The following is a 12,807-nucleotide window of genomic DNA, read 5'->3' as shown; positions in this document are numbered from 1 at the left end:
CAACATTTAAAGGAGGACTAAAGTGAGAAAAGTAAAAGTGGCCGCTACCCAAATGAGCTGCTCTACCAATATCGAAGAAAATATCAGCAAAGCAGAGAAGCTGGTACGTGAAGCGGCAGCCCAGGGCGCGCAAATTATTTTGCTGCAGGAATTGTTTGAGACTCCGTACTTCTGCCAGAAGGAAAAGTCTGATTATTATGTATATGCAACCGAACTGGAGCACAACAAAGCAGTTAACCATTTCAAGAAGATTGCCAAGGAATTGCAGGTTGTGCTGCCAATCAGCTTTTACGAGAAGAAGAACTACGCTCGTTACAACAGTCTTGCGGTCATTGATGCAGACGGCGAAGTGTTGGGAAAATACCGCAAAAGCCATATCCCGGACGGCCCTGGGTATGAAGAAAAGTTTTATTTTAATCCGGGTGATACCGGTTTTAAAGTATGGAATACACGTTATGCCAAAATTGGGGTAGGCGTATGCTGGGATCAATGGTATCCTGAGGCGGCCCGCTGTATGGCGCTTATGGGCGCAGAGATTTTGTTCTATCCGACAGCGATTGGTTCTGAGCCACAGGATTCTTCTATTGATTCCAAAGACCACTGGCAGACCTGCATGCTGGGCCATGCGGCCTCTAACCTGATTCCGGTTATTGCCTCCAATCGAATTGGAAAGGAAACAGATGAGGAATCCAGTATCAACTTCTATGGCTCTTCCTTTATCGCGGGACCTCAGGGGAACAAAATCACAGAAGCAAGTCGTACGGATGAAGAAGTGCTTACTGCCGAATTTGATCTGGACGAGCTCGAAGTAGGGCGGATCGAGTGGGGTATTTTCCGTGACCGTCGTCCCGAACTGTACAAAATGATTGCCACCTATGATGGTGATTTAAAAGTATAATCTGTATATAGTTAGACATGTTTCCCTTGCCGTCAAGCTGTGATGGTTCTCTTTTTGAACTCATTCGGCTTTTCGAGCAAGGGATTTTTGGTTTCTAAAATACTTTATCTATAGACTGAAACTATGATTTGGTACATAAAATAGCATTAGAATTTATAGATTGGATAATATAAAATCAAGTTATAGAGAATGATCGCACTCAACAAAACTTCGATATTCTTTAAAGTGAAAAAAATCACATATAAGAGTTGCTTAATGAAGCTAGAAAATGAAATTTGCAAACCTGCAAGGAGGAAGAACTATGAACCACTATCCTGCGATATTTGAACCTCTGACCATACGGCGCATGACCTTGAAGAATCGGATTGTAATGCCCCCGATGGGAACTAACTTTGCTGCTATGGATGGAAGCTTTGTTCAGGATCATATTGACTATTATGTGCAACGGGCCAAAGGGGGGACCGGCCTGATTACAGTAGAAAATGTTTGTCTGGATTTTCCAATGGGTACGAACGGAACAACCCAGCTGCGGATGGATAATGATCAGTTTATACCTGGACTGTTTAGATTAACAGAAGCCCTGCACTCTTATGGGGCATGTGTTTCTGTACAAATTAACCATGCCGGTGCTTCGGCTTATGCGGGACGACTGAATGGAGTCCAGCCTGTATCCGCTTCAAATATTCCTTCTAAAAAGGGGGGAGCGATCCCAAGACCTCTGCAAAAAGAGGAAATTTATGCCATTGTTCGTAAATACGGAGAAGCAGCGGGAAGAGCGCAACGAGCTGGGTTCGACTGTATTGAAATTCACGCTGGACATTCCTACTTGCTCAGCCAGTTTCTATCGCCAGTATATAATAAACGTACGGATGAATTTGGCGGTAACGCAGAAAACCGTACCCGTTTTGCCAGATTAGTCATTGATGAAATTCGTTCAGTGGTAGGTCCATTTTTCCCCATTTGCTTACGGTTTAGTGCTGAAGAGTTCACAGAAGGTGGGAACACCTTGGAAGACACACTGGAGTTACTGGAGTATCTCCATGATGAGGTAGATATTTTGAACGTTTCCGCAGCGCTAAATGATTCCATCCAGTACCAGATTGACGGAATGAACCTCCCGGATGGTTGGCGCTCTTATATGGCCAAAGCGGTAAAAGAAAAATTCGGAAAGATCACGATGACCTCAGGGAATATACGGAGCCCGCAGGCTGCACAGGATATTTTGGACAGAGGTGACGCTGATCTTCTGGCTATGGGTAGAGGTTTGATCGCAGAACCGAACTGGGTGCTCAAGGTACAAAATGGCTATGAACATTTACTTAGAAAATGCATCTCCTGCAACATTGGTTGTGCCGATCATCGTATCTCCAAAAGTAAACCGATTTGCTGTACGGTAAATCCGGACCTGTTCAAAGAAGCTGAATATCGCAAACAACGGGTTAGAAATAACGTGCAAGTCGTTGTGATTGGTGGGGGCACGGCGGGGATGGAAGCGGCCTGTACGGCGGCTGAGGTAGGCTGTAAAGTAACTCTCTTTGAAGAAAAGCCCGAATTGGGTGGGCTCGCGCGTGATATTGCTCGCTTACCAGACAAAACGCGCATCAATGATTTCCCGAATTATCTGATCCAGCGCACCAAGCAGTTAACCAACCTGAACGTTGTCACGAGTACACGAGCAGACCTATCGATGATTAGTGCTCTGAATCCTGATATCATTGTGCATGCAACGGGGGCCAAACCGCTGCTTCCACCAATTGCAGGTCTGCACGATCAACTAGGCAAACCGGGTACAAAAGTATTTTCCATCTTTGATCTGTTGAACAATATAGAGAACTTTCAGGAGTTTGAAGGTAAACGTATTGCTGTAGTGGGGGGAGGAGCCGTGGGCCTGGATGTTGTAGAATATTATGCAGAACGCGGGGCTCAAGAAGTTTCTATTATTGAGATGATGCCTTTATTGGGTAAGGACCTGGATATGATTACCCGCATTTCAATGATGAAAATGGTGGAGGAACGGGGAGTAAATGTCCATGCGGAGACGGCTTTGACAGAAGTGTGCAGCGACCGCTTCAAAGTAAAGCACGGAGAACAGGAGTTTGAGATTCCTTTTGACTTAGGGTTCGTATGTTTGGGTATGCGTTCTTACACTCCACTGATGGATAGCTTGCTACAATATGGAAAAGAGCATCAAGTGGAAGTTGTAAATATCGGAGACAGCAAACAAGCACGTCGGATTATTGATGGCACCCGCGAAGGTCGGAATATTCTGAAAACCATTCAACGGGTAGACGAATGTAAAAATGAGTTTTCCTATTCTTACTAAATTGAGAGTATATGTGATCGGTACTTATGATAGACATTTATAATAGGTGCTTATGACCTACAATCCACTTTATATTCAGGTTGAAGAGACTGTTTGTCTCTTCAGCCTTTTTTATTAGGCTTATACGGGCAAGAAGATTGCTTCCTTTGTCAATTTAAAGGTAAACTATGGAAGGCGTAGTAGTAAGACCATGATTAGTGAGGGGGATGCGAGCGTGAGTCAACTCTGGAGTGACATTCCGGGTGCCAGTACATGGAGCAATGTACAAGAAATTCATAAAGGCTGGTCCAGTGACAGCAAATATTATATTCAAACCACGGACGGCAGGGATTTATTACTAAGAATTTCGAACATTATTCAATATGACAAGAAACAGCGAGAATTTGAATCCGTAACAAAGCTGAATCATATAGAAAATGTTGTAATGTCCCGTCCGCTTGATTTTGGGATATGCAACAACGGACAATCGGTATATTCTTTATTTACCTGGGTCAACGGGGATGATGCTGAAGGAGTTATCCCCACCTTAAATGCAGACCAGCAGTACCAACTCGGAGTTCAAGCTGGAAAGGCATTGGCTAAATTGCATGAGATTCACGCGGAGCAAGCTCAAGTCCCATGGGCTGAACATTATAATGCGAAAATCAACAGATATATCAGAAACTATAAGTCATGCGGTATTCCTTTAAAGGGAGCAGATCCAACGATAAACTTTATTGAGCAAAACCGTCATCTATTAGAAAATCGCCCCCAGACATTTCAGCATGGGGATTATCATGTGGGCAATATGGTGGTTACCCCATCTGGTGAACTGGGTATTATTGATTTTAATAGACTGGATTATGGCGATCCCTGGGAAGAATTCAATCGTATCACCTGGTGTGCGGGATTAAGCCCGTTATTTGCTTCGGGTCGTATTCACGGTTATTTCAACAATGATGTGCCGGATTTATTTTTTAGGTTAATGGCACTGTATATCGCAAGCAATCAGCTTTCATCGATTCACTGGGCCATTCCATTTGGTAAAGAAGAGGTTGACGCTATGGTGCGACGAGCTGAAGAGGTTTTGGAGGCGTATGATTACTTTCAGACTGATACACCTAAATGGTATCTACCTAGTTCACCTGAGTTGTAAAATATGAAGGCCGCCGCTCCTAAGAGTGACGGTCTATTTATAGTGTTTTATGATTGTTTCTTAATCTTATAGGTGAATTCCCAAACGGCTTGATGGCCTGAATAGCGTCCACGGTTTTCCGTAACAGTGACTCTTAACTTAACGGTAGATCCTTTGGTAGAAATCGAGGAGACCTTTACGTTCTTGGTGGCTTCACCTTCGTCAGGAATTTTGTCTTGCTCCTCAGCATACGCATACAACTTGATGTTCCCCCCTGATTTGACCTTTACCCTTACGCTGCTGCCTTCACTAATGGATTGACCTGCCGCCTGGGCGGCAATAGCCCAATCGTTGCCTACATGGTCATTCGAGACCAAGGTTGCTTGCTGAAACGTAACAATATACGTCGATGTTGCTGAAGCTGCGAGCGCATACGTTCCATTGAAGATCAGGGATACCACTACCAATAAAATAGCCGATGCTTTCGTCCATATTCTATTCATTTGCCTGTCCCCTTCAGTTTAAAGTATCGAGGAAAATCTCCTCTATTCTAATTATCGTATACAGCCCAAAGAATTGTTAATGGTTGGTAAAAAAAGCATTTGTCATCTTATTGCATCATTTGTGATCAACTATGAATATGACTTGAAATTAGTAGAGAAAGGGAAGGGAAAACAAACCAATGAAAAAAATATATAACGAACAAGAAATTATAGAGATGACCATTCAACTGTTTAAACAAACTTCGATGTACGAAGAACAGTATGAGCAATATGTTAGACGACCCTTTCGCACGGATTTTTATGATGATCTGAGCCCGTATGTGAAAGTTGGCAAACAGGGGTATACACTCCAGATGTATGAAAGAGGCGTACAGATGCTAAATAAGCATACGATAGATGTAGAGGATGTGATGTATTGGATCATTGAGGATACGATTCATATCGCTGCTCATCTAAATCTGCTTCGCAAATATAAAGTGGATAACAAAAATACTCATTTAAAATATACCAAGGAGATCATGAAGGAGCTGACAACTGCAATGAATAAAGCTTTTTATGAGATTGGAGGAATCTATCAGGAATGGCATGCAGCGAATAGAAGGGCAACATTGGAAAACCCATTAAAGTAAGCAAAACTTAAAGAAACAGTTGACAATCACGGAGGAGGTAGCAATTTGTTATCGAAGGCCAGTTAAATGTAGGTTTTCTGGCCTTCGAACGGGAATTTTAAATAAAACCTACTCCTTGGCATAATTCAGACCCAAGCGATAAGCTTGGTCCAGCAGCATTTCATAATGATCGGAATTTGAACCCAGAGTCTCATCTAAGAATTCAACCTTGGAATTGGAAACACCGCAATAATCTGCAATACCCACATTCAGCAAATGAGTGATCATTTCATCATAGTTACGCTTTTTCAGCTGTTCTTGCGAAACGCCGGCCAAGCCAATCCACAAGATATGCTGATGATGAAGCTTATTCGAACCGTACGCAAACCCATTGTTCAATACACGGTCAATATAACCCTTCAGCATAGCTGGCAAATGCCACCACCAAAGTGGAAAAATAAATGCCAACGCATCATGCTCCTTCATCCGCTTTATTTCCATCTCTACTTCAGGAGAAAAGGTTTGTTCCGCAACGGACCAATCCGGTTCATCTACTCCTTTTAAAATAGGATCAAAACCAATCCCATGCAAATCCAATATCTCATAATCGTGGCCTGCATCGGCAAGACCTTGTACGAAACGACCGGCAACCTTAAAGGTCAAAGAATCTTTTCTTGGATGTGAAACAACGCTTAATACTTTCATATTTATTCACTACCTTTCTCAATAGCTGATTTCTAGGCATGTTCAATGGTTGATGCTATTATAAACAGTAGGAAAATAATCTGGAAGTACGCACTTTGAAGTTCTATAGGATGATACAGGTGCCATAGGAACATGGAAGTGCCCTAGGTAAGTTCCCTGGAAACTGACCTGAGTTAAGAATTGGAGTGATAGTTTGTTCTGAGCAAACGTAGCCTTCTAAAGGAGGAGTAAGAAATGAATGAACAGACCCAAAATAAGGTTCAAAAGAAGTATCAAATAGGAGTGGAAGCGGCGTTAGAGGTAATGGGAGGGAAATGGAAACCTTTAATTATCTACCATCTGATGACAGGACGGAAACGAACGTCTGAGTTTCGTCGGTTAATGCCTGGTATTACTCAAAAAATGCTGACCACTCAGCTCAGATGCCTAGAAAAGGATGGAATCGTTACACGAAAGGTTTATAAAGAAATCCCTCCTAAAGTGGAGTATGAGTTAACGCAATACGGCTGGGGATTAAAACCTGCACTAGACCATCTATGCTACTGGGGAGAGGATCACCTGGAAAAGATTCATGGAGACAAATCTAAGGTACTGGAAGAATTCCAAGGCTGTGACTGATATTAAGCCCTCCCAAAGCATTCAATCAGAATAGCTTGCGAGGGCTTAACTGTCGTATAACAATATAAACGCTAACTATTGGTCATTCCGTTATCATAACTCAATTGCCATTCAATTCCGAATTTATCTTTAAGGCTGCCGTAACATTTGCTCCAGAATGTTTCTTGAAGCTCCATATTTACGGTCCCACCTTCTTTTAACTTATGATAGTACGATCGAATTTTCTCCTCGTCCTTATTGACGATGGCGAGGTTGATGTTGTTTCCCGCAACAAAAGGCATCCCCGGAAAAACGTCCGAAAACATCACATTACTACCGTCAATGTGAAGTCGCGTATGCATGACCAAATTTTTGGCTTCTTCCGGGAGAGGACACTCCTTCAAAAATCATTATTTTTCCATCTCTACAACCTTATATCATTATTGACCTGCAAACCAACAAAGATACAATAAGGTACGTTTTATGAAAGTATTTGCGGCTTAACATGTTCAATTTTTAAAACAAATGGGCATTATGATCAAAGTAATGGTATGATAGCTTAGTTAAATCTGAACGACTACTAATGGAGTGATCATAATATGGGTGGAAAAAGTAAGGGTGGCGGAACCGGCAGAGGTACAGGAAGTAAGGGCTGGACACGCTGGAACAAAACAGCGAAGCCTGTAAGGAGAAAAAGCGCTGCTACCGGTGCACCAGGAAATACAGCGGCAGGAACTGCAAAAGGCGGCCCTGCCAAGCCAATTGGGAACAGAGGCGGCAGAAGTAAGTAGGCCGAGCATGTATAGGGTTGTTTTTAAAAGGCTAACATCTGATTACGTACGGCATAATCAGATGTTTTTTTAATGGATTAAAGACGTACCGCCTGTATTGATCCATATTTCTCATACTACAACGTAAAATAGGTGAATCATGCGAATTAACAAGTATATTAGCGAGACAGGATTCTGCTCACGTCGGGAAACGAACAGGCTAATTGCAGCAGGACGAATTACAATTAATGGCAACGTTTGTGAAGCGGGCGCGGAAGTAGAGCCACAGGATATCGTGCTAATTGATGGGAAAGCTATTCCAGTTAACCGTAGTGAACCTGTATATTTGGCATTAAATAAGCCTATCGGCGTTGTATGTACGGCAGCGGAGCAAGTGGAGGGGAATATTATTCGTTATGTCAATTATCCTTCACGTATTTTTGCCATTGGCAGGCTGGATAAGGCGTCAGAAGGGCTCATTTTATTAACGAACGATGGCAGCATTGTCAATCAAATAATGCGTTCCGAGCATGGTCATGAGAAGGAATATGTGGTGACGGTAGACAAGCCTGTTACAGATGAATTTACACAGACCATGTCTCGTGGGGTTGAAATATTGAACGTCATTACCAAACCGTGCAAGGTTGATCGTATAAGTGAGTACGAGTTTCGCATTATTTTGACACAGGGTCTAAACCTGCAAATTCGTAGAATGTGCAAAGCTTTGGGCTACAGGGTGCTCAAGCTGGAACGTGTTCGAATTATGAATATTACATTGGATCATCTGGAACGTGGGCAATGGAGACATCTTGAGAAGGAGGAACTAGAGCTACTTCTTGCTAAATTGCAATAATAAGTACAACAAAAGTTGATTTGAGGACAGCATGTTTCATACAGCCAACGCAACTTTAGTGATACTTTTTACGTAATTTCAACGAACCGCCTACCTTACCCACCAGCCATAGCACAATTGGAAACACGATACCGAAAATCATGGCGTAAAAAGGCCATACTGAGAAAAACTTGTTTATAAACTGCATGTTTGGCCAAATAGAATGAACCATTGCTATTGCAATTAAGATCAGAGGCACTAAGAGAGAGTTAGTGCTTCGAAGGCGAAAAGCATCTGCAAGCCCTTGCGCTGACACATATAAAAGCAGTGCGAGTCGAAAAAAAATGGTGACAAACCAGAACACTGCAACGAAAATTTCAAACCGTTGAGGAAACTCTCCGTTACTGATTGTTCGGTTAATAAAATAAGTAGGAAACGTCAAATCAGATACAACACCTTCACTCATCACGGCGATTATTTGCAGAACCATGAAAAAATACATGCCGGCGCTAATCAAAGCACAAGTTATCACTGTCTTTTTCCACTTTTTTGGATCGGGGATGTACTGTGCAAAAAACAGATACAGAATTGCTTCAAGATAGGGAAAGGCAAACAAATTGAACGAAGCGAGAACGATAGGGTTCACACCATACTCGAAAATAGGGAGCACATTATCTATGTTGGTATTAGGAAGAAGGGTAATCCTGACCAAAAGATACAGAAGGAGAAGGAAAAAAAACAGGATTTCTGCACAACGGCCAATTACAGCAGGACCTGATCGAACGGCAAAATAAATGACTATAAGCATGATGAAATATACAGCGTCAGGGGGAGTTTCAGGCATAATAGCTATCGTGGTAAAGTCGCCCAGATTTCGAAGCGTCATGATGAACACAAGAAAGGGAAAGAAAAAAATCAAAACGATGCTGATCGTCCCGCCCAAGGGACCGAAGAGGCAACGAAGATGCTCTACGAAAGATTTTCCCTGCATCTGCTTAGCGATGGAGACATACAAAGGTATCAATAACAGATGGAAACCTAAGGAGACTGGGATGGAGAGCCAGGCATCTTGTTTGGCGGTAGCGGTAATTGCCGCAGGGAGCACCAGATATGCGCTTCCTATTTGATATAATGCAAACCACATAATAGCTTGTCGAACGGTCAAGTTGGAATTCATTCTAATGCCCCCTTATGATAGCATCTCTGTAAGTAAGCGGCTTGCTGGTTGGAATAGGAATTGAATGCCCGTCAGTGGAGTCGGTAGTTTAACGTCGGCGATCCGTAGGATAATCAATATAACGCCTATAATTAACAATACCGAGCTGAATGCAATTTCACGCACATATTGTCTTTCCTTAAATTTCTTAAACTCATACAACGATGTTAAAATGGAAGTTACGAGAATTACATAAAGCATATGCATTCACTCCTGATTGTGTATTCCCATATCAATTGGACTAGTAATGTCTCCGAACCGAACTAAACGATAATTGAGCTGAATATCCACTTTAAGCGTTTGGAATTTTTGTGGCCAATCCTTTTTCCATCTATGCCATTCACGCGGGAATTTGCGGTGAAAAGCTTCTCCAAACCCGAATATATCGGAACCGATTTGTTGTGCGTGCGAAATGCCTTTCTTCAAAGACTGTTTCAGATGCTCTTTAGCTGATTCTTGAAGATCTCTAAATGTCTCTTCATTCTTAAGGTTGGCATTGCACGAGACCGTTCCGATATTGGATTCTGTATCCACAATAAGAGAAATGTGCGGCTCATGGTCTATTATTTCTGGACGTATTTTTACTTTGGAATGGATTACTTCAACAACAAATTTTCCTTTGGAATTCGGACAATCGATGGAAGCTACGGTGCTGGAAACACGGTTGGATATATAGGTAAAGGCTTTACTTTGCGAATCATCCATCCAATCAATAAGTCGATCGCCCTTGAAAACACCAATTCCAGTGAAAAAATATTTAACATGTTGGGGCGACTTTGTCACATTATCAATAGTTAGACCTTTTGCTACGTTTGTCAGTCGAAGACCGGTGAGGACCGGTTCAATGCCATCCTCTGTAAATTTCTGCAAAAGATCTTTTACATTGACCGCGGAAGTGGGGGCCCATGCTTTTTCAGAAATCTTTAATGCCTTATACATATCCATTGCAGGCAAGACCTCGGTTGGAGCTACAAAGGTAACGGCCTCCTTTGCCGAGTTTTCTCTCACAACGGCCAAATAGAAATCAGGCCGAACTTCATGATCACGGAAGAGAAAGTCCAGCGGCTCCTTGATTCCTTTTTTTGCCGTTTTCTCATCGAAAATGACAAACTTTAAGTGAGACATATACATTTTTCGGGAGGATTCCGTTGTTAATTTTCGAATAGCTTCAAATATGGTATCGGCGCGTTTGGAAAAAACGATCGTTGGTGTCCGTTCCATAGGGGAATTCTGAGACATTTTCGATGGATCAACCACTTGTAAACTGACTTCATATTGGTCATCCACGGCATCAATGCCTAGAGCCATCACGACGGAAATTGAGCTCAATTCCTTACTGTTCCAGCAACCCGTAAGAAACACCATTAGCCAGATGCACATGAACAGTAACAAAATGGTGGATCGGTACGAGTTCATGATGGTCTACTCCTTTAGTTTTTGCGATGTTTTTTAGTTTTATATGGAAAACGCAATATGGCGTCCCTCTGCTCTGACGATTTGTAATTGGCAAAAGGGCTTAAATACGGTACACCAAATGAATGAAGCCCATTCAGATGCACTAAGAGCATGAGAATACCTACAGTCAATCCGTACACACCAAACATAGCGGCTATGCCTATGAAAGCGAAGCGTAATATCCGAATTGGAATGGCAAAGGTGTAGGAGGGAATGACAAAACTCGAAATGGCAGTTATTGCAACAACAATGACCATAACAGCCGAAACGATGTTTGCTTCTACAGCTGCCTGGCCGATCACGATGGACCCGACAATAGAAACAGCTTGACCAACCGTCCGTGGCATACGAAGACCTGCTTCCCTTAGAATTTCAAAAACCACTTCCATGATCATCGCCTCAATAAATGCCGGGAACGGAACTCCTTCACGTTGCGCGGATAAGCTTAATAACAAAACTGTTGGAATCATATCCTGATGAAATGTCGTTAATGCGACATAAATGGCCGGAGCCATCATGCAGATTGCCAAGCAGATGTACCTTAATATTCGAATGAGGCTACTGTAAATAAAGGATTGATAATAATCTTCTGCGGATTGAAGGAAATCTACAAACACCGCAGGTGCAAGGATGGCGAAAGGAGATCCATCCACAAAAATCGCAATTTTCCCTTCTATAATTCCTGCTGCAATGGAGTCTGGGCGATCAGAATTATAAAAGAGCGGAAATATTGTGAGTTGTTTATCTTCATGGAGACATTCTTCCAAATATTCGCTTTCAAGTACACCTTCTACATGCATGTTCTTTAACTTGGATATCATGTCCTGCACCTTTTTTGGGTCAGCGACCCCCTCTAAATACATAACCGATATATCGGTCTTGGTCTTTTCTCCAACTTTTATGGTAGTTAGTCGTACTCTTGTATCCTTCACCCTTCGACGAACCATAGTCGTGTTCGTACGCAAAGTTTCTGTAAACGCTTCTTGCGGACCTCTAACCACTGGCTGCGTCTTCGAGTCTGAAATGCTGCGTTCTTCCCATCCAGGCAAAGAAATGACCAAGCCTTCATCCGTATCGTCCAGTAGTAAGAGAAGACTACCGGCGAGGATCTGTTCCAAGGCATCTTCAAAGTTTTGAGTGAAGCTTGCTTCACCAATGTCCAAAATTGCGTTTTTCAATAACGGTAAAGTGATCTCGTCAGAGGAAACCCGTTCATGCAGCGGACGGATCACATTGTCCTGTACCTTTTGCATGTCAGTCATGCCGTCCAGGTAAAAAAGAGCGGCGTGTTGATGACCAGCTGTGATTTCGCGAACAACAAAATCCGAACTATTTCCCATGAAGTCACAAATCAGATTGATATTCCGGCATAAATGTCTTGAGAATTTGGTATGTAACTTCATTGTTACCCTCCTCAGATTCGTAGTATTAACAATAATCAGAAATAATACCACAATCATCCACGAATTATTCGTTGTCATTAAGATTAATAATATCAATTATCCAAATTTCAATTCATCCGATTATTCAAACAGGCTACAGATGACTATCTCTTTTTGGAATAGTTTACTTGTGTAGTTTAATATTTTTGAAGGATATTCTTTTCTGTCAATTCATTTAAACATTTCAATAGGACGGTATTTGATCATGCTATTCATTACAAAAAAATCGATCGATAAGCTAGCAGAACCTCATAGAGAATCTGATATGGCTATCTGTTATTCAACTCCACAAAGCTTTTCAGCTTATACAAGTCGAGCTATATTACTCTTAAATAATGATAGGA

13 protein-coding genes and 1 pseudogene are annotated in these 12,807 nt (G+C 42.1%); 7 read left to right on the top strand and 7 right to left on the bottom strand.

What is annotated here, in order from left to right; genetic code table 11:
* Positions 1–22: 22 nt before the first annotated feature.
* The 3 genes from aguB to ACQQ6X_RS01625 all read left to right on the top strand — a co-directional run bounded on the left by aguB (position 23) and on the right by ACQQ6X_RS01625 (position 4,356).
* Positions 23–898 (top strand): N-carbamoylputrescine amidase, encoded by an 876-nt coding sequence (gene aguB, locus ACQQ6X_RS01635; RefSeq protein WP_063210749.1) that lies wholly within the window; start codon positions 23–25, stop codon positions 896–898.
* A gap of 301 nt (positions 899–1,199) precedes the next feature.
* The gene (locus ACQQ6X_RS01630; RefSeq protein WP_305167785.1) at positions 1,200–3,221 is read left to right on the top strand and encodes an FAD-dependent oxidoreductase; all 2,022 of its coding nucleotides are present in this window, start codon (positions 1,200–1,202) and stop codon (positions 3,219–3,221) included.
* A gap of 214 nt (positions 3,222–3,435) precedes the next feature.
* Entirely contained in the window at positions 3,436–4,356 is a 921-nt protein-coding gene (locus ACQQ6X_RS01625) for an aminoglycoside phosphotransferase family protein (protein WP_305167784.1), read from the top strand.
* A 47-nt stretch (positions 4,357–4,403) separates the two neighbouring features.
* Here ACQQ6X_RS01625 and ACQQ6X_RS01620 read toward each other — a convergent pair whose 3' ends face one another.
* A complete protein-coding gene (locus ACQQ6X_RS01620) occupies positions 4,404–4,838 on the bottom strand; it encodes a hypothetical protein (protein ID WP_305167783.1) in 435 nt (144 codons plus the stop codon).
* A 179-nt stretch (positions 4,839–5,017) separates the two neighbouring features.
* Between ACQQ6X_RS01620 and ACQQ6X_RS01615 the strand changes: the two genes are divergently transcribed.
* On the top strand, positions 5,018–5,467 hold the full coding sequence (locus ACQQ6X_RS01615) for an Imm63 family immunity protein (protein WP_305167782.1): 450 nt from the start codon (positions 5,018–5,020) through the stop codon (positions 5,465–5,467).
* A 108-nt stretch (positions 5,468–5,575) separates the two neighbouring features.
* Here ACQQ6X_RS01615 and ACQQ6X_RS01610 read toward each other — a convergent pair whose 3' ends face one another.
* The gene (locus ACQQ6X_RS01610; protein ID WP_305167781.1) at positions 5,576–6,151 is read right to left on the bottom strand and encodes an NAD(P)H oxidoreductase; all 576 of its coding nucleotides are present in this window, start codon (positions 6,149–6,151) and stop codon (positions 5,576–5,578) included.
* Positions 6,152–6,385: 234 nt separating this feature from the next.
* Here ACQQ6X_RS01610 and ACQQ6X_RS01605 point away from each other — a divergent pair, with 234 nt between their 5' ends.
* Positions 6,386–6,769, top strand: a complete 384-nt coding sequence (locus tag ACQQ6X_RS01605; RefSeq protein ID WP_063210757.1) for a winged helix-turn-helix transcriptional regulator — start codon at positions 6,386–6,388, stop codon at positions 6,767–6,769.
* 71 nt (positions 6,770–6,840) lie between these two features.
* Here ACQQ6X_RS01605 and ACQQ6X_RS01600 read toward each other — a convergent pair.
* A pseudogene (locus tag ACQQ6X_RS01600) lies at positions 6,841–7,140 on the bottom strand (VOC family protein); the annotation flags it as partial.
* A 207-nt stretch (positions 7,141–7,347) separates the two neighbouring features.
* Between ACQQ6X_RS01600 and ACQQ6X_RS01595 the strand changes: the two are divergent.
* Entirely contained in the window at positions 7,348–7,539 is a 192-nt protein-coding gene (locus tag ACQQ6X_RS01595) for a DUF3934 family protein (RefSeq protein ID WP_305167780.1), read from the top strand.
* Between the two features lie 139 nt (positions 7,540–7,678).
* The gene (locus tag ACQQ6X_RS01590) at positions 7,679–8,371 is read left to right on the top strand and encodes a pseudouridine synthase (RefSeq protein ID WP_305167779.1); all 693 of its coding nucleotides are present in this window, start codon (positions 7,679–7,681) and stop codon (positions 8,369–8,371) included.
* 55 nt (positions 8,372–8,426) lie between these two features.
* Here the strand turns inward: ACQQ6X_RS01590 and ACQQ6X_RS01585 are convergent, their stop codons facing one another.
* The 4 genes from ACQQ6X_RS01585 to ACQQ6X_RS01570 are packed head-to-tail and all read right to left on the bottom strand — an operon-like array spanning position 8,427 to position 12,424.
* A complete protein-coding gene (locus tag ACQQ6X_RS01585) occupies positions 8,427–9,527 on the bottom strand; it encodes a GerAB/ArcD/ProY family transporter (protein ID WP_305167778.1) in 1,101 nt (366 codons plus the stop codon).
* Between the two features lie 12 nt (positions 9,528–9,539).
* On the bottom strand, positions 9,540–9,767 hold the full coding sequence (locus ACQQ6X_RS01580) for a hypothetical protein (RefSeq protein WP_305167777.1): 228 nt from the start codon (positions 9,765–9,767) through the stop codon (positions 9,540–9,542).
* A gap of 6 nt (positions 9,768–9,773) precedes the next feature.
* A complete protein-coding gene (locus ACQQ6X_RS01575; RefSeq protein WP_305167776.1) occupies positions 9,774–10,982 on the bottom strand; it encodes a Ger(x)C family spore germination protein in 1,209 nt (402 codons plus the stop codon).
* A 14-nt stretch (positions 10,983–10,996) separates the two neighbouring features.
* A complete protein-coding gene (locus tag ACQQ6X_RS01570; RefSeq protein WP_305167775.1) occupies positions 10,997–12,424 on the bottom strand; it encodes a spore germination protein in 1,428 nt (475 codons plus the stop codon).
* Positions 12,425–12,807: the final 383 nt, after the last annotated feature.

This window comes from Paenibacillus ottowii (assembly GCF_050516475.1).
Lineage (GTDB): Bacteria > Bacillota > Bacilli > Paenibacillales > Paenibacillaceae > Paenibacillus > Paenibacillus ottowii.
Note: the sequence above shows the minus strand (reverse complement) of the source record. Positions and strands in the feature narration are given on the sequence as shown.